Annotated in this window: 18 protein-coding genes and 1 riboswitch; of the genes, 9 read left to right on the top strand and 9 right to left on the bottom strand. The window is 74.6% G+C overall.

The features are described from left to right. Positions 1–94: 94 nt before the first annotated feature. From O2W16_RS09195 to O2W16_RS09210, 4 genes are read right to left on the bottom strand one after another with little or no spacing between them, the layout of a single operon-like run. Positions 95–970: a DUF881 domain-containing protein gene (locus tag O2W16_RS09195; RefSeq protein WP_269158512.1), complete on the bottom strand. Its 876-nt coding sequence runs from the start codon at positions 968–970 to the stop codon at positions 95–97. Further along, complete coding sequence (locus O2W16_RS09200) at positions 967–1,299, bottom strand: small basic family protein (protein WP_269158513.1); 333 nt, start codon at positions 1,297–1,299, stop codon at positions 967–969. Before O2W16_RS09200 ends, O2W16_RS09195 begins: the two co-directional genes overlap by 4 nt. Positions 1,300–1,302: 3 nt before the next feature. Further along, positions 1,303–2,268 (bottom strand): DUF881 domain-containing protein, encoded by a 966-nt coding sequence (locus O2W16_RS09205; protein ID WP_269158514.1) that lies wholly within the window; start codon positions 2,266–2,268, stop codon positions 1,303–1,305. Continuing rightward, the gene (locus O2W16_RS09210) at positions 2,265–2,939 is read right to left on the bottom strand and encodes a CDP-alcohol phosphatidyltransferase family protein (RefSeq protein WP_269158515.1); all 675 of its coding nucleotides are present in this window, start codon (positions 2,937–2,939) and stop codon (positions 2,265–2,267) included. Before O2W16_RS09210 ends, O2W16_RS09205 begins: the two co-directional genes overlap by 4 nt. Positions 2,940–3,082: 143 nt before the next feature. Here O2W16_RS09210 and O2W16_RS09215 point away from each other — a divergent pair, with 143 nt between their 5' ends. The 4 genes from O2W16_RS09215 to O2W16_RS09230 all read left to right on the top strand — a co-directional run bounded on the left by O2W16_RS09215 (position 3,083) and on the right by O2W16_RS09230 (position 8,132). Next, positions 3,083–4,234 (top strand): CaiB/BaiF CoA transferase family protein, encoded by a 1,152-nt coding sequence (locus tag O2W16_RS09215; protein ID WP_269158516.1) that lies wholly within the window; start codon positions 3,083–3,085, stop codon positions 4,232–4,234. Between the two features lie 123 nt (positions 4,235–4,357). Continuing rightward, entirely contained in the window at positions 4,358–5,386 is a 1,029-nt protein-coding gene (locus O2W16_RS09220; RefSeq protein ID WP_269158517.1) for a helix-turn-helix domain-containing protein, read from the top strand. A gap of 222 nt (positions 5,387–5,608) precedes the next feature. After that, on the top strand, positions 5,609–7,285 hold the full coding sequence (locus O2W16_RS09225) for an amidohydrolase (RefSeq protein WP_269158518.1): 1,677 nt from the start codon (positions 5,609–5,611) through the stop codon (positions 7,283–7,285). 43 nt (positions 7,286–7,328) lie between these two features. Beyond that, positions 7,329–8,132, top strand: coding sequence for an SDR family NAD(P)-dependent oxidoreductase (locus tag O2W16_RS09230; protein ID WP_269158519.1), 804 nt, complete (start codon positions 7,329–7,331; stop codon positions 8,130–8,132). Positions 8,133–8,200: 68 nt separating this feature from the next. On the opposite strand, the gene O2W16_RS09235 is transcribed toward O2W16_RS09230, so the two are convergent. From O2W16_RS09235 to O2W16_RS09250, 4 genes are all read right to left on the bottom strand, one after another. After that, entirely contained in the window at positions 8,201–9,274 is a 1,074-nt protein-coding gene (locus O2W16_RS09235; RefSeq protein ID WP_269158520.1) for an ABC transporter permease, read from the bottom strand. Beyond that, complete coding sequence (locus O2W16_RS09240) at positions 9,274–10,773, bottom strand: sugar ABC transporter ATP-binding protein (protein ID WP_269158521.1); 1,500 nt, start codon at positions 10,771–10,773, stop codon at positions 9,274–9,276. Before O2W16_RS09240 ends, O2W16_RS09235 begins: the two co-directional genes overlap by 1 nt. 107 nt (positions 10,774–10,880) lie before the next feature. Further along, positions 10,881–11,882, bottom strand: a complete 1,002-nt coding sequence (locus tag O2W16_RS09245) for a sugar ABC transporter substrate-binding protein (protein WP_269158522.1) — start codon at positions 11,880–11,882, stop codon at positions 10,881–10,883. A gap of 318 nt (positions 11,883–12,200) precedes the next feature. After that, positions 12,201–13,604, bottom strand: coding sequence for a threonine/serine ThrE exporter family protein (locus tag O2W16_RS09250; protein WP_269158523.1), 1,404 nt, complete (start codon positions 13,602–13,604; stop codon positions 12,201–12,203). A 272-nt stretch (positions 13,605–13,876) separates the two neighbouring features. On the opposite strand from O2W16_RS09250, the gene O2W16_RS09255 reads away from it, so the two are divergent. The 5 genes from O2W16_RS09255 to O2W16_RS09275 all read left to right on the top strand — a co-directional run bounded on the left by O2W16_RS09255 (position 13,877) and on the right by O2W16_RS09275 (position 21,810). Next, positions 13,877–15,364 carry an alkaline phosphatase gene (locus tag O2W16_RS09255; protein ID WP_269158524.1) on the top strand — a complete coding sequence of 496 codons (1,488 nt, stop codon included), beginning with the start codon at positions 13,877–13,879 and terminating at the stop codon, positions 15,362–15,364. Between the two features lie 269 nt (positions 15,365–15,633). After that, a riboswitch (cyclic di-AMP (ydaO/yuaA leader) is annotated at positions 15,634–15,792 on the top strand. A gap of 1 nt (position 15,793) precedes the next feature. Next, positions 15,794–16,750 carry a hypothetical protein gene (locus O2W16_RS09260; protein ID WP_269158525.1) on the top strand — a complete coding sequence of 319 codons (957 nt, stop codon included), beginning with the start codon at positions 15,794–15,796 and terminating at the stop codon, positions 16,748–16,750. Between the two features lie 352 nt (positions 16,751–17,102). After that, a complete protein-coding gene (locus O2W16_RS09265; RefSeq protein WP_269158526.1) occupies positions 17,103–18,494 on the top strand; it encodes a cytochrome P450 in 1,392 nt (463 codons plus the stop codon). Positions 18,495–18,571: 77 nt separating this feature from the next. Next, positions 18,572–20,236, top strand: coding sequence for an alpha-amylase family protein (locus O2W16_RS09270; protein ID WP_269158527.1), 1,665 nt, complete (start codon positions 18,572–18,574; stop codon positions 20,234–20,236). Then, on the top strand, positions 20,233–21,810 hold the full coding sequence (locus O2W16_RS09275) for an alpha-amylase family glycosyl hydrolase (protein WP_269158528.1): 1,578 nt from the start codon (positions 20,233–20,235) through the stop codon (positions 21,808–21,810). Before O2W16_RS09270 ends, O2W16_RS09275 begins: the two co-directional genes overlap by 4 nt. 31 nt (positions 21,811–21,841) lie before the next feature. Here O2W16_RS09275 and O2W16_RS09280 read toward each other — a convergent pair whose 3' ends face one another. After that, a complete protein-coding gene (locus O2W16_RS09280; RefSeq protein ID WP_269158529.1) occupies positions 21,842–22,042 on the bottom strand; it encodes a hypothetical protein in 201 nt (66 codons plus the stop codon). Between the last annotated feature and the right edge of the window lie 176 nt (positions 22,043–22,218).

The raw sequence follows: 22,218 nt of genomic DNA on the forward strand, positions 1-22,218 counted from the left end.
GGGGTCGGTTCGGTGGCTGCAGTGGTGGCCGCGGCCTCGGTACAGGGGCCCGGGCCGAGCGCCGGCGAGGTCTGGGGGGCACCGAGGCCCTTCCTCAGTCCCCGTCGTCCGGCTCAGCGTATTGAGGCGTGTCCAGTGGCCGCAACGCGTCCACGACGACGTCCTGGGAGGGCGTGATCTCCACGTCGCCCCGGCGCTGGTTGACCGTCGCAGAGAACCCGCCGGGGATGTCCAGGGCGGTGGCCATGTCCTGGGGCGAGCCGATGACCCGGATGACGTAGGGGGCCTCCACGGGCTCCCCGTCGATCTCCAGGGCGCCCGGCTCGCCGGTGATGGCGCTGCTGACGCCGATCCGGACGTCGTCGATCTGCATCGTCTCCGCTCCCGCCCCCCGCAGCTCCTGGATGGCGTTCAGCACGACACCGGCGGTGACCCGGTCGGCAGGGTCGCGGACGACCACCTCGAGCCCGGGACCGCGGGCGGCCACGGTGCCGTTGAGGATGCCCAGCGCCTCGGCCCGCTGCTCGGCCTCCGCGAGGGCAGCGGCCGCGGCGCTGTCGGAGCTGCCCAGCTGGGACAGCGCCGTCCGCTGGTCGCTGATCTCCTGGCGGAGCCGGTCCTCCCGGGCGGAGAGGTCGTCGAGGATGCGGACGAGGTCCTCCTCGCGCAGGCCGGCCAGCTGGGCGTCGGTGTCGGTGCTGCGCACCTGCACCGCGAAGGCGAAGCCCAGCAGCAGGGTGAGCACGCCGATGAGCACCGCCGCCAGCGGATCACGCCGCCGTCGTCCGCCCGCCGCCATCGCCCCGCCGCCGTCCCCGGCGGCCGGTGGGCCCGCCTCCGGCTCCCCCACGCCGTCCGCCCCGGCGGGGTCGGCCTGGGCGGTGTGGGCGTCTGGGGTGTGGGTGTCCGGGCTGTCCCCCTCGGGTGGCTCCGCGCCGGACCGGGGACCCACGGTCGGGTCCTCGCTCATGCGCGGAACAGGTGCCGGCGGATCGCCGCGGCGTTGCCGAAGATGCGGATGCCGAGCACCACCACGACCGCGGTCGACAGCTGCGCGCCGACCCCGAGCTGGTCACCGAGGAAGACGATCAGCGCGGCGACGACGACGTTGGAGACGAAGGAGACCACGAAGACCTTGGCGTCGAAGATCCGGTCGAAGCGCGCCCGGACCCCGCCGAACACCGCGTCCAGCGCGGCGACCACCGCGATCGGCAGGTAGGGCTGCAGCCAGAGCGGGACGTTGGGGTCCAGCAGCAGCCCCAGCACCACACCGATCGCCAGTCCGATGATCGGGATCACGCGTCAGCCTCCATCGATGGGTGGTTCGGCGGCGGCGGGTGGCAGCGCCTCGCCCTGCTCGTCGGTGGCGGCCAGCGGCTCGGCGAACAGCAGCTCCGCGTTGCTGCCGGCCGGCAGTTCGAGCTCATCGGCCCGGGCGAAGTCGAAGACCACGCCGAAGTCGTTGGTCAGCTCGGCCAGGGCGGTGGCCTCGGGGGTGTTCAGGAAGGCCCGGGCCAGGTCGTCGGGGTCACCGACGGCGGAGATCTCGTAGGGGTTCATCACCGGGCGGAAGTCGACCAGGATGGCGTCACCGGCCTGGCGGATGGCGGTGGTCGGGCCCACCCGCTGGCCGTTGATGCTGACCGCCTCGGCCCCGGAGGCCCACAGCGCGTTGACCGCCAGCTGCAGGTCGCCGTCCTGGACCCGCCCGGCCAGCGCGATCTGGTCGGACCCGCCGACCGGGTCGCTGTCGGCGGCCGGCGGGGCGTTGCCGAGCGTCACGCGCAGCCCCGGCCCGGCCACCGCGACCGCTGCCGCGCCGTGCTGGGCTTGTGCGAGCTGGTTCAGCGCGCGCTGCCCGACCACGCTGGTGTCCAGCGCCTGCTGCCGGGTCTGCGCGACCTCCGCGGTCAGCGCCTCCAGCTGGGCGGCCAGCTCGTCGCCGACCGAGGACTCCCGGACGATGTCCTCGCGCAGCGCTTCCCGGGCCGCCTCGCGCCCCTGCGCACCGGCCGCCGCCTCCTGGTAGGTCACCGCGGCCAGCAGCCCGCCCAGCAGCAGCGCGGCGGCCACGAGCAGCTCGCCCCGGTTGCGCTGCAACCAGGAGGGCCGGGCGTCCGGACCGGTGCCCGCGGCCGCCTCCTCCGCGGCCCGGGCCGCCCTCGCCGCGGACACCTGGGCGTAGGCCGGGTCCAGGGTGTCGGCCAGCACCTGGTCCAGCAGTGAGGCACCCAGCGATCGTGGCCGGCTGGGCAGGGGCGCGCTCACGCCTCCACTCCGGCCCGGTGGCTCCCGGACAGCAGCTGGACGGCCTGGACCACGTAGAGGACCCCCGCGAGCAGGTAGAGCGCCGCCCCCCAGACCGTGAGCGCGTAGGCGACCGGCTGGACCACCGCGGCCGCCGGCCCTGCGCCGTCGGCCAGCAGCAGGAGGGGGAAGGCGTAGAGCAACAGGAAGGTGGCCGCCTTGCCCAGGTAGTGCACCTGCAGCGGTGGCCACCCCGCGCGCCGGAGCACCAGCAGGGTCCCGGCCAGCACCACCTCGCGCAGCAGCAGGACGACGACCATCCACAGCGGCACCACGTCGCGGATCACGAAGGCGATCAGCGTCGCGACGATGTAGAGCCGGTCGGCGGCCGGGTCCAGCAGCGCGCCGAGCCGGCTGGACTGCCCCAGCGCCCGGGCGAGCTTGCCGTCGAGCCAGTCGGTGGCGCCGGAGACGGCGAGCACCACGATCGCCCAGCCGTCGGCGTGCGGGCCCAGCAGCAGCCACAGGAACAGCGGCACGCCCAGCAGCCGGACGACCGACAGCAGGTTGGGCAGCGTGAACACGCGGTCGCCGAGCTCGTCCCGGTTCGGCAGCGCACGGCGGCGCCGCGTCGGACCGTCGGCCGCACCGTCGGCCGGGATGCCGGCCGCCCGGTCGTCCGCCGTCGTCATCGCAGCTCCACCTCGCCGTCCACCGCGGGTCAGGCTAGTGCCCGACGTCCATGGTGCCCCCGGCGACCGGCCGGTCGCCTGGCGCACCGTCAGCAGGAGGCCGGCCCTTGACGACGGGCGCCCCGGTGCCGTCAGGTTCGGGGATGACCACCGGACCCCTCGCCGGGCTGCGCGTCGTGGAGCTCACCGGCCTCGGCCCGGCACCGTTCGCGGCGATGCTGCTGGCCGACCTGGGCGCCGACGTGCTGCGGGTCGACCGCCCCGGCGCCCGGCCCCCCACGCCGGCCGCCGAGCACGACCTGCTGGCCCGGGGCCGGCGGTCGGTGGCCGTCGACCTCAAGGACCCGGACGGCGCGGAGCTGGTCCGGCGCCTCGCCGAGCGTGCCGACGTGCTGCTCGAGGGCTTCCGGCCCGGGGTCGCCGAGCGGCTGGGCATCGGACCGCAGGAGTGCCTCGCCCGCAACCCGCGCCTGGTGTACGGCCGGATGACCGGGTGGGGCCAGGACGGCCCGCTGGCGGCGACGGCCGGGCACGACCTCGGCTACATCGCGGTCACCGGCGTCCTGCACGCCATCGGCCGGGCGGGCGGGCCCCCGCAGGTCCCGCTGAACCTGGTCGGCGACTTCGGCGGCGGGGCGATGTACCTGGTGGTCGGGGTGCTCGCCGCGCTGCTGGAGGCCCGCACGAGCGGCCGGGGCCAGGTGGTGGACGCCGCGATCGTCGACGGCACCGCGCACCTGGCGACGATGGTCCTCGGCATGCTGGCCGGCGGGGTCTGGCAGGACGCCCGGGGCGTGAACCTGCTGGACTCCGGCGTCCCCTGGTACGACGTCCACGAGACCGCCGACGGCCGGCACCTGGCCGTCGCGGCGCTGGAGCCGCAGTTCTACGCCGAACTGGTCGACCGGCTCGGCCTGACCGATCGCGCACCCGACCGGGCCGACGCAGACCCCGAGGTGCTGCGCGGCTTGTTCGCCGACACGATCCGCCGGCGCACGCGGGACGAGTGGGTCGAGGTGTTCGCCGGCAGCGACGCCTGCGTGGCCCCGGTGCTGTCCTTCGCCGAGGCCCGCGACCACCCCCAGCTGGCGACCCGGCAGACCTACGTCGAGCGGGACGGCGTCGTCCAGCCGGCGCCCGCGCCGCGGTTCTCCCGGACGCCGGCCACCCTCGGCCGGCCGCCGTCCCGCGCCGGTGAGCACACCCGGGCGGCGCTGTCGGACTGGGGCATCACCGACGTCGACGCGCTGCTGGCCGCCGGCACGGTCGTCCAGGCCCCGACTCGCCACAGCTGACGGTCGACCGGGAGGAGAACACTCCCGGCACACCTCTCGTCGTTGTGCGGCGGGTCACACATGGCCTAGCGTTCCCCTCTTACCGGACATGTCGTTCGTTTATCGAGCGGGACGAGGGAGCTCATGGTCACAACGCCCTGCACCCCCGCGGCCGCCCCGGCGTCCGCAGCCGGCTGGCCCGACGCGGTGAGCGACCCGGCCGACCGGGCCGGTCCCGCCCCGGTGGACGCCGAGGCAGCCCTCGGGTGCTTCGAGGCGGCGGTGTCCTCCGCGTGCGCACCGGTCCGGGTCCGGCCGGTGGAGGGCGTCGCCTTCCGCGGCCGGCTGCGCAGTGCCGCCGCCGACGGGCTGCTGGTCACCGCACTGCGGACCAGCCCCAACTCGGTGTCCCGCACCGGCCGCCTGCTCAGCTCCACCGATCCCGAGTTCGTCAAGCTGATCTGGCAGCGCCAGGGCGTCAGCCGGCTCAGCCAGGACGGCCGCCGGGGCGAAGTGCGACCCAACGACCTGGTGGTCTACGAGACGACCCGGGCATACCAGCTGGACAGCGCGGGCCCGGACTGGGCGGCGGTCGTCGTCGCCGTCCCGCGGGCCCGGCTCCAGCCGCACCTCCGGCCCTTCAGCGAGCGCACCGCGGTGCCGGTGCCCGCGACGGGCGGACCGGCACGGGCGCTGGCGTTGATGCTGGCGGAACTGGCCCGGTGCGAGGACGCCGGGGTGGGCGACTCCCCCGCGGCCTGCCACCTCGGTGATGCCCTGGTGTCGATGGTGCTCGCGGTCTACGCCGGCCTCCCCGAGCTCCCCGGCGGCAGCGGACCGACCCTCGCCGACCGGGTGCGCACGTACGCGCTGGCACACCTCGGCGATCCCGACCTCGGTGTCGAGTCGATCGCGGTGGCGCTCGGCGTCTCGGTGCGCCAGGTGCACAAGATGTGCGCCCAGGAGGGGTTCACCGCCGCCGCGTGGATCCGGCGCCGCCGCCTCGAGCGGATCCGCCGCGACCTGCTCGACCCGACGCTCGCCGGCCGCAGCACCGCGTCGATCGCCGCCCGCTGGGGGATCCTCGACGTCACCCATCTCGCCCGGCAGTTCCGCTCGGCCTTCGGCGAGCCCCCCGCCGAGCTCCGCCGCCGGCAGACGACCGCGGCCTGACCCGCCGCGCTCCGGCCGCGCCGCGCTCCGGCCGGCGCCGTGCACGAAATGGCGGCAGGGCGTGCGCGCGATGGTCACCCCTTCCCGCTGCGCCGTCGTGGACTGGCCGGTGTCGGCAACGGCCGGTCGCCGGTCGACCGGTCCACACGCGTTCGGCAGGCCGTCCAACCCGTGGCCCCGGGCGTTGCGTGTCCCCATCCGCCCACGCCGCTCGGAGGCCTGATGTCCCCCACCCCGCTCGCCGCTGACCTCCTCGTCACCGGAGGCCGCATCTGGACGTCGGACCCGGCGCGCCCGTGGGCCGAGGCGCTGGCGGCCCGCGACGGGGTGCTGCTGGCGGTCGGGACGGTCGAGGAGGTCGCACGGCACCGCGGTCCGGACACCGAGGTGCACGACCTGGCCGGGTCGCTGGTGCTGCCGGGGCTGGTCGACGGGCACGTGCACCTGAACCTGGCCGGGGCCCAGGCGGCGTTCGAGTTGCCGCTGCTGCCGAGCGACTCGCTGGAGGAGGTGCTGGCGAAGGTGCGTGCCTGGGCCGACCGGCTGGAGCCGGACGCCTGGGTCGTCGGCGGGATCCTCGGCAGCACGCTGGTCGGGCAACTGGCCGAGGAACGTCACCGGCTCGCCCTCGACGAGGCCAGCGGCGGGCGACCGGTGCTGCTGCGCGACGACACGATGCACAACCGCTGGGTCAGCTCCCGGGCGCTCGAGCTGATGGGCGTGGGTCCGGACACCCCGGACGTCGAGGGCGGCCGCTACGTCCGGGACGACGCCGGCCGGCTCACCGGCGTGCTGCACGAGCTGGCCTCCGCGCGGGCTGAGTCGGCCTTCGCCGCCTCGGTCGCCGACCCGCAGGCCCGCATCCGGGAGGCGGTCGCCACTGCGGTCCGCGTGCTGAACTCCTACGGCATCACCAGCGTGCAGGAGGCCGCCACCATGGGCGCGCCCCTGGCCGCGCTCCGCGAGCTCGAGGCGCAGGGCGGGCTGACGCTGCGCGTGGTCGCCTCCCTCCCGGTGCGGCCCTTCCTCGAGGACGGCCCGGTGGGCGGGGAGCTGATCGCCGAGGCGCGGGCGCAGCGCAGCGACCTGGTCCGGCCGGACTTCGTGAAGATCGTGCTGGACGGGGTCCCGATGACCCGGACGACGGCGCTGCTGGAGCCCTACCTGTGCCGGCACGGCGAGCCGGCCACGACCGGCGACCTCTACTACGACCTGCCCGACCTGGTCGCGGAGGTCGAGCGGTGCCACGACCTCGGCCTGGGCGCGAAGTTCCACGCGACCGGGGACGCCTCCGTGCGGCTCGTGCTGGACGCCGTCGAGCAGGTGCGCTCCCGCCGGGGGCCCGGCCCGCGGTTCCAGATCGCGCACGCCGAGTACGTGCACCCCGACGACCTGCGCCGCTTCGCCGCGCTCGACGTGGTCGCCGACGCCTCCCCGTACATCTGGTTCCCCGGGGTGATCCAGGACAGCATCGCCGCCCACGTGCCCGAGGACGTCGTCGCCGCCTCCTGGCCGTTCCGCGACTTCATCGACTCGGGGGCGCTGGTGGCCGCGGGGTCGGACTGGCCGTGCGCCGCACCCACCCCGGACCCGTGGACCGGGCTGGAGGCGATGGTCACCCGGCGCAACCCCGATCCCGCGGTGCCCGGTGCGCTCAACCCGGGGCAGGCGCTGACCGTGCAGGAGGCGGTCACCGCCTTCACCACGCACCCGGCCGAGGCGATGGGCCTCGGCGAGGTGGCCGGGCGGCTCACCCCGGGCCGGTCGGCGGACTTCATCGTCCTGGACCGCGACGTCTTCACCGTGGCCCCGGCGCAGGTGCACGCCACCCAGGTGCTGCGCACCTGGTTCGCCGGCCGCCTGGTGCACACCGCCGACGCCCCGGCTGCGCAGGCATGACCCGCGCGACGACCCCGGAGGCGCAGCCACCGGTCAGCACCCCGTGAGCTCCGACCGGGTCACGCTCGTCACCGGCGGCGGCGCCGGCATCGGCGCGGCGACTGCTCGCACGCTGGTGAGCGCCGGGTCCCGCGTCGCCGTCTGCGGTCGCCGCCCCGAGCCGCTGCAGCGGACGGCGCAGGAGACCGGCGGGTTCGCCGTGACCGGCGACGTCGCCGACCCGGTCGACGCCGCCCGGGTCGTCGAGCGCACCGTCGAGCACTTCGGCCGGCTCGACGGCCTGGTGCTCAACGCCGGGGTGATGCACCCCGGGGCGCTGCTGGACGTCTCCCCCGAGGCGTTCGAGGCGACGCTGCGGGTCAACGTCGGCGGTCTGTACCACGTGCTCCGGGCAGCGCTGCCGCACCTGCTGGCGGCCCGGGGGGCGGTGGTCACCGTGGCCTCGGTGGCCGGCCTGCGCGCCAGCGCGGAGATGTCGGTCTACGCCGCCTCGAAGGCGGCCGCCACCGCGCTCACCCAGTCCCTGGCCGTCGACTACGGCCCCCAGGGGCTGCGGGCGAACGTGGTCTGCCCCGGCTGGACGGCGACCGAGATGGCGGACGCGGAGATGGCGGAGTTCGGCGGTCCCCGCGGCCTCGACGGCGACGCCGCCTACGCACTCGTGACCTCACTGGTCCCCGCGCGCCGGCCGGCCGGCGCCGACGAGGTCGCCGCGTGCATCGCCTGGCTGCTGTCGGAGCAGGCGCGCTACGTCAACGCGGCGGTCATCCCGGTCGACGGCGGGCAGGTGGCCGTGGACGTGGGCACGGTGCCCTTCGACCCGCGGGTCTCCGTCGACCGGTCCTGACCCGCCCCCGGCCCGCCCGCCAGCCGAGGTCCCGGCCGGGGCACCAGCCCCCGGCCGGGGTCGCCGGCTCAGCCGGTCGCGGCCGCCTCGTCGGGCCGATGGGCCTCCCGGGCCTGCATCTTCCCGCGGACGACGTGGGTGCCGGCGGCGATGGCGATCGCCGCGACCAGCGCGAGGCCGCTGGCGACGTTCTGCCAGAAGGTGGTGACGCCCAGCAGCGTGAGGCCGTTGCGCAGCAGCCCCATGAACAGCACCCCGACCAGGACGTCGACCATGCTGCCCTCGCCGCCGGTGAGCGCGATGCCGCCGAGCAGCACGGCGGTGATCACCGACAGCTCGAAACCGGCGCCCAGCTGGCCGGCCGGGGCGCTGTTGAGCCGGGCGACGGTGATGGCGCCGGCCAGTCCGGCCGCGGCCCCGCTGGTGACGAACAGCAGGAACGGGATGCGCCGCACGTCGACCCCCGACAGGTAGGCGGCCTCCCGGTTCACCCCGATCGCGTAGACGTGCCGCCCGGCCGGCGTGCGGGTGAGGAACACCCCGGCGGCCAGGAGCACGGCCACCGCCAGCAGCGCCGGCAGCGGGATCCCGGCGACGTTGCCGATGCCCAGGAAGCCGAAGGCCTCCCCGAAGTTGCTCAGCGGCAACGGGCTGACCAGCTGGGCGACGCCGCGGACTGCGGTGAGCATGCCCAGGGTCACGATGAAGGAGGAGAGCCCGAACACGGTGGCCAGCACGGCGTTGACCACCCCGACCGCGGCACCGGCCAGCAGCGCACACCCGACGGCGACCAGCGGGGATGCGCCGGACTGCACCACCTTGCCGGCCACCACGCCGCCCAGGGCGAGGGTCGACCCGACCGACAGGTCGATGTAGCCGGCGATCACCAGCATCGCGACCGGGGCGGCGACGATCGCGATGACCGCCGCGTCCAGGAAGACCCCGCGCAGGTTGCCCCAACCCAGCTGTGACCCGGTGGCCAGCTGGACGCCGGCCACCATCACCACCAGCAGCACGAGCAGCGGGTTCTTCACCAGCCAGCCCGCGGCGGCGGCCACCGGGGAGGGTGCCGCGGCAGCGCGCCCGGTGGACGGGGGACGACGGTCGGCACCGTCGACGGTGGGAGGTGAGGCGGTCGTCATCAGGAGGGCTCCAGCTCGGTGTGGATGAGGTCGAGCAGCTGCTCTTCGCCGGTGTGGCGCATGTCGAGGTCGTCGACGACCCGGCCCCGGCGCATCACCAGGCAGCGCTGGGCCAGCGCGACCACCTCGTCGGGGTCGTTGCTGGCGAACAGCACCGCCAGGCCGCGCTCTGCGGCCACCTGCCGCAGCACCTCGTAGATCTCGGCCCGGGCGCCGACGTCGACGCCCTGGGTCGGGTCGTCCAGCAGGAGCACCCGGGTGCCGGCCCGGTCGTTGACCCAGCGGGCGATGAGCACCTTCTGCTGGTTGCCGCCGGACAGCCGGGACACCGGCACCTCCGGGTCCGCCGGGCGCAGGCCGAACGCGGCGGCGGTGTTCCGGAAGACCTCCTGCTCGGCCCGGGGGCGGCGCCACCCGGCGCGCGCGGTGAGCGACATGACCCGCAGCACGGTGTTCTCCCCGGAGGACAGGGAGCCGAAGAGCCCCTGCCGGAGCCGGTCACCGGGGACCAGCGCGAGCCCGGCGCGGAGCGCGTCGTCGGGACGGCGGACCCGCACCGTGCGCCCGTCCACGGCGACCGTGCCGGAGGTGACCGGCCGGCGACCGAAGAGCGTCTCCAGCAGCCGCGACCGGCCTGACCCGACGAGCCCGTAGAGGCCGACGATCTCGCCCGGGCGCACCACCAGGGAGACGTCGTGCAGGCCCGGTGCCTCCAGGTGGTCGACGGCCAGCGCCGGGGGCGTGTCCGGGTCCACCGGCCGCGGCGCCACGGCCGCCCCGTGCGCACGGCCGCTCACCGCGGTCACCAGGTCGGTCTTGCTGACCCCCGCCATCGGCTGGGACCACACGACCCGCCCGTCCCGCATCACGGTGGTGCGATCGGCGAGCTCGACGACCTCGTTGAGCAGGTGGGTCACGTACAGGACGGCGATCCCCTCGGCCTTGAGCAGTCGCACCAGGTCGGCCAGCCGGCGTGACTCCACCGGGGACAGCGCGGCGCTCGGCTCGTCCAGGACGAGCAGCCGCGCGTCCCGGCTCAGCGCCTTCGCGATCTCCACCAGCTGCCGCTGGCCGATGGTCAGCTGCCGGACCGGGGTGTCCGGGGAGACGTCCAGGCCCACCCGCTCCAGCAGGCGCACCGCCCGCGACCGCTGGTCGGCCCGGCGCAGGAAGACCCCCGCCGTCGTCGTCTCCTGGCCGAGGAAGAGGTTCTCGGTGACGTCGAGCCGGTCGATGAGGCTCAGGTGCTGGTAGATCACCGCGATCCCCGCGGCGATGGAGGACCGGGGGTCCAGTGCGTCGTACGTCGTCCCGCCGATCGTGATGGAGCCGGCGCTGGGTGCGGTCCCACCGCCGAGGCACTTGATCACCGTGGACTTGCCGGCGCCGTTGTGGCCGAGCAGGGCGTGCACCTCACCGGCGGCGATGTCCAGGTCGACGTCGTCGAGCGCCAGGGTCGGGCCGTACCTCTTGGTGAGGCCACGGATGGAGACGGTCATGCGGGGTCCTGTCATCCGGGGTGCAGGGGTGCAGTCGCGCGGGTCGGTCACGCACGGGGCAGGGACCGGGAACGGCGGCCAGGGGGCCGGCCGCCGCTCCCGGCGGCTCAGCCGCCGAAGGCGGTGATGTACTCCTGCAGGTCGGGGCTGTCCGGGGTGACCAGGTACACCGGGACATCGGTCTCCGGCTCCTCCCCGCGGCCCAGGGCCAGCGGGATGTCGATGGTCGCCTTCACGATGTCCTCGGACTTGACGGTGACGACGCCGCGCACGAAGTTCCCCTGCTGCATCTCCTGGAACAGCGAGAGGTTGCCGTCCAGCCCCCCGACGTAGGTCTCCGGGTCGTCCGCGGCCCGGCCGGCGGACAGCAGGGCCTGGTAGGCGCCCTGGGCGGCGTCACCGACGGCGGCCAGCACGATGTCCACGTCGGGGTTCGAGGCCAGCACCGAGTTGGTGACCGTGAGCGCCTCCTGCGGGGTGACGGCCTGCTGCTGGGCGACGATCTCGGCGTCCGGGGCGGCGGCGCGCAGACCCTCGAGGATCCCGTTGGTCCGCTCCTGCCCGATCTGGGTCAGCTGGTCCTCCAGCACCAGCACCGTGGGGGCCTCGCCGAGGTTCTCCTGCGCCCACTGGCCGGCGTCCTCGCCGAGCATCCGCCCGGACTCGGTGAAGCTGAACTGCAGCGTGCTGCTCTGGTTCTCCAGGTCGCCGCCGTAGGTGACCCAGTACTTGCCGGCGTCCATGTACTGCTGCGCGAGGGAGTCGACGCTGGCCGGGTCCATCGGGAAGGACACCACCGCGTCCACGTCGCTGTTGAGGTAGGTGGTCAGGTTCGACACCTGCGTCGACAGGTCGCTGTTGTCGTTGGTGAACTCGACGGTCACGCCCTGTTCCGCGGCGTAGTCCTGCATCTGCTGGCTCAGCACCGCGTAGATCGGCAGGGACGTGAAGGGGAAGTCGAAGAGGATCGTGTCGACCTCGGTGTCGCCACCGTCGGGAGCGGGCGCGGCGCTGCCGCTCTCGGTCGTGGTGCTGCAACCGGTGAGGGCCAGGGTCACCGCGAGCGGCGCGACGACGGCGGCGGTGGCTCGATGACGGCGTGCGGACATGAGGGCCTCGTTCTCTCCAGCGCGGGACGGGGGCGGGCCCCGGTCTCGACGGGCGAGCCGGGTCCGCCGAGTGGTGACCGGGCCGAACTGCTCCGCCCGGCACCACCCGGCGGCTGTGCGCTGTCCGGTAGACCCTCGGGCCGGACCGCACCCGTCGACGACCATCGCGCGCACCCGATCTCGCCCTTTCGCGCACCGTGGGCCGCTCCGCCCGGCGGCGCGCACGCCACAGCCAGCCGCACGGGGACGGGTCCGGTGAGCGTGCTGTCCCGGCACGTCCCGGCTCGGCCGAGGGACGCGTGGACCGTCCCGGGCTGCTCAGTGGGTCGTGGTCGCCTGCCGGCGCACCCGCCGGTCGAAACGGTCGCCCCGGGCGCCCAGCGGCCGGCCGAAGAACCTGCCCAGCACGACGCCGGCGGCGAGCGCCAGCCCGATCGCCGCGGCGCCGACGAGCCCGTTCACCCCACCGCCGACGTCTCCCTCGACGACGACCGCGAACAGCCCGCGGTAGATGGTCAGGCCGGGCAGCAGCGGGACGATGCCGCAGATCGCGACGAGCAGCGGCGGGATCCGGAGCCGTTCGGTCAGCGACTCCCCGCAGAACCCGGCGACGATGGCCGCGGCCGCACTCGCCACCGCGGGGCCGGCACCGAACGCGGCGGTCGCCGACGCGGTCGCCCACGCCAGCGCACCGGCCATCGTGGCGACGGCGATGGCCGCCGGGCGCGCGTAGGAGGCCAGTGCCCACGCCCCGGCCATCCCGGCGGCCGCGGCCAGCGTCACGGCGAACGGCACGCCGTACGCCGACGGGTCGAGCACGGCCAACGGGACCGCAGCCCGCTGCGCCAGGTCCAGGACCGCGGCGATGCCGACGACGATCCCGGTGGTCAGGGTGAGCACCTCGAATCCCCGCGCCGCAGCGGTGACCGGGAAGCCGCTGATCGCGTCCTCGGCGGCGCCCACGAAGGAGAGGCCTGCCAGGAGCACCACGATCCCGGCGGCGACGACCAGCGAGGTGCGGACCTGGACCTCCCAGACGACGAGCAGGACGGCCGTCGCCGTGGCCACCGCCGCACCGGCGACCTGCTGGAAGAACATCGGCAGCCCGCGCCGGTCGAGCGCGCGGATCGTCTGCTCGATCGCGGCCGTGGTCACCGATGCCACCAGGGCCACCAGCCAGCCACCACCGAGCAGGAAGGCGACGCAGCCCGCCACGCCCGACCAGCCGAGTGCGTGGATGGACCGGCGGTAGGGGTGCGGCGCAGCCAGGACCTCGTCCAGCTGGCGGTGCGCGTCCTCCAGCGCGAGCCCCTTCGCCTTGATCGCTGCCGCCAGGTCCGTGACCCCCTGCAGCCGGGTGTAGTCCAGCCCCCGAGGTCGGACGATGCGCATCAGCATCAGCGGCGGGACGTCGTCCGGGTCCCAGCTGATGGTCAGCGACGTGAAGGTGATGTCGACCTGGCAGTCGGTCAACCCGTAGGCCGCCGCCACGCGCAGGACCGTGGCGGTCACGTCGGCCGCCGAGGCCCCGACCGCCATCATCGACTCCCCGATGCGGAGGGCCAGACCCAGCGCCGACCGGGCGGTGCCCGAGTCGACCGGGCTGGGCCGGGCGCGCAGCGCGAAGGGCGCCGTCGGCGGCCCGGATCCCGAGATCGCCTTCCTCGCGCGGTCCGGCAGGCGGGAGAAGAGCTGCCTGCGGCCGCGGGTCGAGGAGGGCACTCCGCCAGGCTACGGATCACGGGCGGCGTGCACCGCCGCTGATGACGGGGCGGCTCGTGGCCTTGCCCACACAGCTCCCGGGTCACCGCCGCCGGCCAGCGCACGGGCCCTTCCTCACCGTACGAACCGACGCGCGCACACCGACCGAGCGTCCGTCGACCGGCCGTACCGGCTCCGTTTACCGGACGGATCCGTCCGATTCACTCGGGCTCCCTAGCGTCGAGGAGCGCCGCCGGTCCCGGCGGACAGGCCCACCGCTCACTGGGAGAGTCATGCAGCAGACAGATCCGTCCGGAGCGCGCCGCTGGCCGCTGGCCATCGCCGTCGGTGCACTGTCAGCGACCGTCGCGTTCACGGCCAGCGGGGTCAGCACCGCGGCCGCCGGCGACGACGACCGTGGCCAGGGACCACGCGACCAGGACGAGGCACGGAACGCCATCCTGTTCATCGGCGACGGCATGGGCGCGGCCGCGCGCAACGCCGGGGCGCTCGCAACCGTCGGCCTCGAGGGCTCGCTGGTCATGGACAGTCTGCCCTACGCCGGCCTGGTGAAGACCGACTCCGCCGACCCGGAGGGCTTCGTCACCGACTCCGCCGCCTCGGCGACCTCCTACGCCACCGGCGTGAAGACCTACAACGGGGCGATCGGCCTGGACGCCGCCGGCAACGAGGTCGAGACCCTCATCGAGCAGGCCGAGGCGGCCGGGCTGTCCACCGGCCTGGTCACCACCGGTGAGATCACCGACGCCTCCACCGCTGCCTTCGGTGCCCATGTCGAGGACCGGGACATGCAGACGGAGATCGCCCGCCAGTACATCGAGGAGACCGGTGTCGACGTGCTCCTCGGCGGCGGGGAGGACTTCTGGTATCCCGCTGGGAACGAGGGCGCGATCGAGGGCGGCGAGGGCCTGAGCGACCAGGGCAACCTGGTGGAGCGGGCGGAGGAGCTCGGCTACCAGTACGTGAGCGACGCCGAGGGCCTCGCCACCGCCGAGAGCGACCAGCTGCTGGGCCTCTTCGCCAACCGCACGATGTTCGTCTCCGAGCCCGAGCCGGTCGGCACCAACGACCGCATCGTCTCGCTGGAGGAGATGACCCAGAAGGCCATCGACGTCCTGTCGCAGAACGAGAAGGGCTTCCTCCTGATCGTGGAGGAGGAGGCGGTCGACGAGCAGGGTCACGCCAACAACGCCGAGAAGACGATCGAGGCCGTCGCCCTGATGGACCAGGCCGTGGCGGTCGCCGAGGAGTTCGCCGAGCAGGACGGCGACACGCTGCTGGTCACCACCGCCGATCACGAGACCGGCGGCATGGCGGTCGAGGACGTCGGCACCGAGGACGAGAGCGGCATCCCGCCGTCGACCGAGGACGGGCCCTTCGACGTCGCCGACTCCGAGTTCCAGTTCGTCGTCGACTGGACGACGAGCGGGCACACGAACGTCGACGTCCCGCTGACCGCGATGGGACCGGGCGCCGAGCGGCTCTCGGGCTACTACGAGAACACCTTCGTGCACCAGGTCATCCAGGAGTCGCTGTTCTCGGGTGAGGTCGACGGTGGTGCGCACCCCAGCCCGGTCGTCTCCCGTGACCAGGTGATGCGCTGGCTCGACCGCGTCGACTTCCCCGTCGCAGGGTCCGACCTGGTGCAGGCGGTGCGCGACCGCGGAGCCCCGGAGGCCGTCGTCGCCGAGCTGGAGCGACGCCTGGGAGACACGACCTTCGCAGAGATCGGCGACGTGACCCGCGCACTGGGTCGCTGACCCGGACCGGCTCCGGTGCCCACACGCCGGAGCCGGTGGACAGGATCGATCCCCGCGCGGGCGACGGTGCAGCTGCCGTCGCCCGCGCGGCCGCATCCGGGCCGCCCCTCGGCCGCCTGGGACCCCAGTTCCGGCCCCGGGTCGGCGTGCCGCCGGCGGCGCGCCGACGGCGTGAGATGCGTCACGAGGACAGCCCGGTCTCTTTTCCATAACGTGCCCGTCGCGCCGACTCAGTGGGCGTGGCGCCGGCCCGCCCAACCCTGCCTGCCGACCGTCATCCGCAACTCGTCAAGGCAGGGGTGGGGGAACCACCGCACACGACGCGCCGACGACCAGTCGGCTCGTCTCGGGGTGAAGCCGGCATCGCCGGCCGGGCACCGATCGCCCGAACCCGACAGCTAACCCCTCAGGCGGTGATCGGAGATCACCATGCCCAAGCACTCTGCACCCCTGTTCGCCCGCACCCGGGGGCTCCTCGTCGGCCTCCCCGTCGTGGCCGGCGTCTCCGCCGTCACGCTCGGGCTGCTGGCCTTCCCGGCGCAGGCCCACACCACCACCCCGCCACCCGCAGCAGCCGCTGCCACCCCGGCAGACCAGCAGGCCGTCGAGCGTCGCGCTGCGTTCGACGCGCTCGCGGCCGCTCACGGCGGGTCCTGGCGGGAGCTCTACGCGCGCAACCCCGACCTCCGCGACGGGCGTGCCGACGCGCTCACCCCCCGGCAGCTGCGGTTCGCCCTCGGCATGAGGGACGACGCACCGGCCCCCGAAGCGGCACCGGCTCCGGCCCCGGCGCCGGCAGCAGCACCGGCGCTCGAGGTGGCTGCTGTCCCCGCTCCCGAGGCGGCTCCGGCTCCGGCTCCGGCAGTCGCCCCGGCCCCGGCACCCGCTCCGGCACCCGCTCCGGCACCCGCCCCGGCCCCGGCCCCGGCGCCCGCTCCGGCTCCCGCCCCGGCTCCGGCTCCGGCTCCGGCTCCGGCTCCGGCTCCGGCAGTGGCGGTGACCGCTGCCTCGTCGTCCGCGGTCGCCCGCATCACCAACAGCTCCGGTCCGGTGCAGCCGCAGGCGCAGGCCGCTGCGGACGCCGTCGTGACCGACGTGCCGGGTGCCGCTCGCATCACCATCGGTGGGACGCGGGCCAGCGCCGCGGACCCGAACGGCCACCCCTCGGGGCTCGCCCTGGACTACATGGTGATGTCCGACGCCGCTCTCGGGGACGCGATCGTCGCCTACCACATCGCCCACTGGGACGAGCTCGGGGTGGACTACATCATCTGGCAGCAGCGGATGCTCACCTCACCGAACGGCTCCTGGAGCCCCATGGCCGACCGCGGCAGCGTCACGGCGAACCACTTCGACCACCCGCACGTGAACTACCAGGCGGGCTGACCCGCCCGGGTCCAGCCACGAGGGTCCAGACCGTGCCCCCTGTCCGCGCCGCGGGCAGGGGGCACGTCCCGTCTCCCCCGGCACGTCCCGTCGGCGGCGCCGGAGGCCCGCCGACCACCTCCGGTCCCAGACGTGGGAGGGTCGGTGGCAACCAGCTGTTGCGGGACGGCGCGCCCCGGCGCGGGCACCGTCGAGGTCGACCGCCTGCGGCCCGTGAGCCGAACGAGGTCCCCGGACCCGGTGCGCGGGAGGTGCAGCGCAGTCAGCACTCGGCGCCGGCCCAGGGCATCGCCGGCCGGTGGGCCCGATGAGGCCCGTCGCCGCGCCGGTGCCCCGACGACGACGAGGGATCATGTCCACGACCGACTTCTCACCACCCAGGCCCGGGCGTCGCCGCCTGCGTCGGCCCGTTGCGCTCACCGACCGCCCGGCGACCCGCGGGTCGCGCCGGCGGCCGCGCCGCCAGCGCAGCGCCCGAGCCCTGGCCCAGGCCTGGCTGGGACGCCTCGTGGAGCGGCGGGTCCGCCGGAAGGGCATCGACCTCACCGAGCTGACGTTCTTCCCGGAGAGCGCCCGGCTGCCCCTGCTGCGGAACGGCGTGGACCCCGTCCCGGAGCTCGCCGAGCAGCGCGCCCGGTGTCCGGTGGCGCGGCTCGACCTGCCCATGGGGCTCGCCGTGCACCTCGTGACCGGCTACGAGCAGGCCCGCGCCGTCCTCACCGACCGGGACTCCTACAGCAACGACATCCGGCATCTGTTCCGCGACGCCGGACCGGGCTCGACGGCCGACGTCGGCGGCCTCGGCTTCACCGACCCGCCGGTGCACACCCGGCTGCGCAAGCTCGTGGCCCCGGAGTTCACCCGGCGCCGGCTGGACCGACTGGAGCCCACGGTCCAGGCGATCGTCGACCGCCGGCTGGACGAGCTCGCGGCCGCCGGATCACCGGCGGACCTGGCCGAGCACGTCTCCTGGCGGGTCCCCATGGACGTGATCTGCGGGCTGCTCGGGCTGGACGACGCCGACCACGAGGCCTTCGTCCGGCTGGGCACCCAACGGTTCGACGCGACCGGCGGCGCCGCAGCGGCCCTCGGCGCGGTCTCCGAACAGAAGCGGATCCTCCTGGACGTGGTGGCCCGGCAGCGGCTCGCACCGGGAGACGGCCTGATCGGGCGCATCCTGCAGGCCGAGGGCGACGGCATCTCCGACGACGACCTCGCGGGCCTGGTCGACGGGATCGTCACCGGCGGGTACGAGACCACCGCCAGCTCCATCTCCCTGGGCACCATGGTGCTGCTGCGGGACCCCGCGCACGCCGCGCTCGTCCGGGACGGGTCACCGGCCGACGTCGACGGCCTGGTGGAGGAGCTGCTGCGCCACCTGTCGGTGGTCCAGGTGGCCTTCCCGCGGTTCGCCAAGCAGGACCTGGAGCTGTCCGGCTGCCCGGTCCGGCAGGGCGACCTCGTCGCCGTCTCGCTCAGCGGGGCCGACCGCGACCCCGCCTGGGCGGGCTCCGAGCCCGACCGGTTCCAGCCGGGGCGGTCGACCGACGGGGGGCACCTGGCGTTCGGCCACGGGATGCACCGCTGCGTCGGTGCCGAGCTCGCCCGGATGGAGCTGCGGATCGTGCTCCCCGCCCTGTTCCGCCGGTTCCCCGACCTCGCCGTCGCCGTCCCGGAGGAGCAGCTCCCCTGGCGCGGGCTGTCCTTCGTGTACGGCGTCGAGCAGCTGCCGGTCACCTTCTGACCGCCTCCCGGACGCCGGCGCTGGGGAGTCTGGGACCTGCCCGCGTCGGAGCCGGTCGACCGGGGTAGCGAGGCCCCATGTTCGATCCTGCGGTCAGTGACCAGTGGTGGAGGAACGCCGTCGTCTACTGCGTGGACGTCGAGCGGTTCATGGACTCCGACGGCGACGGGGTCGGGGACTTCCGCGGCCTGACCCGGCGATTGCCCTACCTCAGCGGCCTGGGGGTGACCTGCCTCTGGCTGCTGCCGTTCTACCCCTCCCCCGGGCGGGACGACGGGTACGACGTGGCCGACTACTACTCCGTCGACCCCCGGCTGGGCAGCCTCGGGGAGTTCGTGGAGTTCGTCCGGACCGCCCGCGACCTCGGCATCCGGGTGGTCACCGACCTGGTGGTCAACCACACCTCCAGCGACCACCCGTGGTTCCGCGACGCACGCCGCAGCCGCGACTCCCGGTACCGCGACTGGTACGTCTGGTCCGACGAGGAGCCCGCAGAGCAGGGGAAGGTCATCTTCCCCGACCAGGAGGACAGCAACTGGGCCTGGGACGGGGAGGCCGGCCAGTACTACCTGCACCGCTTCTACTCCGCCGAGCCCGACCTCAACATCGCCAACCCCGACGTCCGGGACGAGATCAACCGGATCATGGGGTTCTGGCTGGAGCTCGGCGTCTCCGGCTTCCGGATCGATGCGGCGCCCTACCTCATCGGCGGCACCGGTATCGAGAACGCGATGCCCCAGGACCCGCACGTCATCCTGCAGGGCATGCGCGGCTTCCTCTCCCGGCGCCGCGGCGACGCCGTCCTCCTGGGCGAGGTGAACCTGGACCCCGGCGAGCGCGAGACGTTCTTCGGCGCGGACGGCGACGAGCTGACGTGCCTGTTCGACTTCATCATGTCCGGCGCGGTCTTCGCGGCGCTGGCCCGTGGCGAGGCCGGCCCGTTGGCCGAGCAGCTCCGCCGGACCCCCACCCCGCCGCGGACGTCGCAGTGGCTGAACTTCCTGCGCAACCACGACGAGCTGAACCTCTCCCGCGTCCCCGAGGACCAGAAGGTCGACGTCATGGCGAGCTTCGCGCCGGAGGAGGAGATGCGGATCTACGGCCGGGGCATCCGCCGCCGGCTGCCGCCGATGGTCGGCGGCGACCGTCGGCAGGTCGAGCTGTCGATCAGCCTGCTGCTGACGCTGCCCGGCACGCCGGTGCTGCTCTACGGCGAGGAGATCGGGATGGGCGACGACCTGTCCGCGCCGGGCCGCCTCAGCGTCCGGACGATCATGCAGTGGAACGACGGCCCCAACGGCGGCTTCTCCACCTCCGCCGACGACCTCACTGCACCGCTGGTGGACGGCGGGCCCTTCGGCTACCGCGAGGTGAACGTCGCCGAGCAGCGCCGGCATGAGGACTCCCTGCTCAACCGCGTGGAACGGGCGATCCGGGTGCGCAAGGAGTCACCCGAGTTCGGCTGGGGCTCCCCTGCCGTCCTGGAGACCGGCGACCACCGGGTGCTCGCCCACCGGTGCCAATGGCTCGAGGGCGCGGCGCTGGCGGTGCACAACCTGTCCGGCGACGAGGTCGAGGTCCGGCTGGACCCGCAGGAGCTCCAGCAGTTCGACCAGTTCGCCGACGTCTTCGGCAACGACCGCTTCGACCCGCTCGACCCGGCGGAGCCGGTGTTCCGGCTCTCCCCCTACGGCTACCGGTGGCTGCGCGGCCGGGTGGCCGGCAGCGAGGTGGCGCTGTGACCGGCCCTCACCCCGGCGAGCCGGGAGCAGCCAACCCGGGGACGCCGCCGTGGTGGCGCACCGACGTCGTCTACCAGCTCTACCCGCGGTCCTTCGCCGACGCCTCCGGCGACGGCGTCGGGGACCTGGAGGGGATCCGGGCACACCTGGACCACCTCAGCTGGCTCGGCGTCGACGCGCTGTGGCTGTCCCCGATCTACCCCTCCCCCATGGCCGACGCCGGTTACGACGTGAGCGATCACCGCGACGTCGACCCGGTGTTCGGCGACCTGGAGACCTTCGACCGGCTGCTCGCCGAGGTCCACGCCCGGGGGATGCGGCTGATGCTGGACTGGGTGCCGAACCACACCAGCGACCAGCACCCGTGGTTCCTGGACTCCCGCAGCTCCCGGGACTCCCCGCGCCGGAGCTGGTACCTGTGGCGCAACGGCACGCCGGACGCGCCGCCGAACAACTGGCTGGCCCAGTTCACCGGCGGCCCGGCCTGGACCTGGGACGAGCGCACCGGCCAGTGGTACCTGCACCTGTTCCTGCCCGAGCAGCCGGACCTGGACTGGAGCGAGCCGGCGGTGCGGGAGGCGATGCACGAGGTGCTGCGGTTCTGGTTGCGCCGCGGGGTGGACGGCTTCCGCGCTGACGTCGTCCACCTCATCGGCAAGGACCCCGCCCTGCCCGACCACCCGCCGGAGCTGGTCGGCACGAACATCGTGCACAGCCACGACCTGCCGGTGACCCACGAGCTGCTCCGCGGGATCCGCGCGGTGCTCGACGAGTTCCCCGGGGACCGCGCGATGGTCGGCGAGGTCAACCTGCGGTCGCCGGCCCTGGTCGCCCCCTACCACGGGGTCGGCGACGAGCTGCACCTCGCGTTCAACTTCCTGCCCATGCTCGGGCCCTGGGACGCGGACTTCTGGCGGTCCACCATCTCCGACACCCTCGCCGCGCTGAGCGCCGTCGAGGCCTGGCCGACCTGGGTGCTGTCCAACCACGACAACCCCCGGCACCGCACCCGGTACGGCGGGTCGGAGGAGCGGGCGCGCGCCGCCGCGGTGCTGCTCCTCACCCTCCCGGGGACCCCGTTCCTGTACGCGGGCGAGGAGCTGGGCCTGGAGGACGCCGTCGTCAGCCCGGAACAGCGGGTGGACCCGGGCGGCCGGGACGGGTGCCGGGCACCGGTGCCGTGGACGCCGGACGCCGGCCACGGCTGGCCGACGCAGCCGTGGCTGCCCTTCCCCCCGGACGCCGCGGCCCGCAACGCAGCGACCCAGCGCGCGGACCCGACGTCGGTGCTCCACCTCTACCGGCGGCTGCTGTCGGCCCGCCGCGGCTCACCGGCGCTGCACCGGGGTTCGTGGACGGCGGTGCCCGCCCCGGACGGCGTCCTGGCCTACGAGCGGCGCGCGGACGGCGATCGCCGGGTCGTCGCGGTCAACTTCCGGGACGCACCCGCCGACCTGCCGCTGGCCGAGCCGGCGACGGTGCAGGTCGCCTCGACGGGCCGGGACGAGGGCGCAGCGTGGTCGGGGACCCTGCTGCCGTCGGAGGCGGTCGTCCTCGTCCCGACGCCGACCTGACCGCTCCCCCGACGTCGAGGCGGCGGCAGCGTCAGCGCCGCTGCTGCCGGCGGGCGACGACGACCAGACCGCCGAGCACCACCGCGATGGGCAGCCAGGGCGGCAGCCCGAACGGGCCCAGCAGCAGTGACGCCACGAACAGCAGCAGCTGGAAGGCCACGAAGAAGCCGACCAGCACGACAGCGAAGAAGACCACAGGCCGCTCGACCTGCAGACGGCGCAAGTACTCCATCCCACATCCCCTCGTCGGTGTACGTCCCGCAGGGGACACCAGGCACATCGGCAGGCACGGCCCGAAGTCCAGCCGACCCCGCCCCGCCCCAGCTTCCCGCGCGGGGTCCGCGGTCGTCCACCTCGGTCAGGCAGTCAGCGGCGAGGACGCGCGTGGTCCCCGCCGCTGACTGCCTC

Source organism: Modestobacter sp. VKM Ac-2984, assembly GCF_026967985.1.
In the GTDB taxonomy this organism is placed as follows: domain Bacteria; phylum Actinomycetota; class Actinomycetes; order Mycobacteriales; family Geodermatophilaceae; genus Modestobacter.

Bases quoted from the DNA above. Each gene is read 5' to 3' on its own strand.
- O2W16_RS09195 (WP_269158512.1), bottom strand. From the start codon at position 970: ATGAGCGAGGACCCGACCGTGGGTCCCCGGTCCGGCGCGGAGCCACCC.
- O2W16_RS09225 (WP_269158518.1), top strand. From the start codon at position 5,609: ATGTCCCCCACCCCGCTCGCCGCTGACCTCCTCGTCACCGGAGGCCGC.
- O2W16_RS09280 (WP_269158529.1), bottom strand. From the start codon at position 22,042: ATGGAGTACTTGCGCCGTCTGCAGGTCGAGCGGCCTGTGGTCTTCTTC.
- O2W16_RS09220 (WP_269158517.1), top strand. From the start codon at position 4,358: ATGGTCACAACGCCCTGCACCCCCGCGGCCGCCCCGGCGTCCGCAGCC.
- O2W16_RS09270 (WP_269158527.1), top strand. From the start codon at position 18,572: ATGTTCGATCCTGCGGTCAGTGACCAGTGGTGGAGGAACGCCGTCGTC.
- O2W16_RS09240 (WP_269158521.1), bottom strand. From the start codon at position 10,773: ATGACCGTCTCCATCCGTGGCCTCACCAAGAGGTACGGCCCGACCCTG.
- O2W16_RS09255 (WP_269158524.1), top strand. From the start codon at position 13,877: ATGCAGCAGACAGATCCGTCCGGAGCGCGCCGCTGGCCGCTGGCCATC.
- O2W16_RS09210 (WP_269158515.1), bottom strand. From the start codon at position 2,939: ATGACGACGGCGGACGACCGGGCGGCCGGCATCCCGGCCGACGGTGCG.
- O2W16_RS09265 (WP_269158526.1), top strand. From the start codon at position 17,103: ATGTCCACGACCGACTTCTCACCACCCAGGCCCGGGCGTCGCCGCCTG.
- O2W16_RS09260 (WP_269158525.1), top strand. From the start codon at position 15,794: ATGCCCAAGCACTCTGCACCCCTGTTCGCCCGCACCCGGGGGCTCCTC.
- O2W16_RS09235 (WP_269158520.1), bottom strand. From the start codon at position 9,274: ATGACGACCGCCTCACCTCCCACCGTCGACGGTGCCGACCGTCGTCCC.
- O2W16_RS09215 (WP_269158516.1), top strand. From the start codon at position 3,083: ATGACCACCGGACCCCTCGCCGGGCTGCGCGTCGTGGAGCTCACCGGC.
- O2W16_RS09245 (WP_269158522.1), bottom strand. From the start codon at position 11,882: ATGTCCGCACGCCGTCATCGAGCCACCGCCGCCGTCGTCGCGCCGCTC.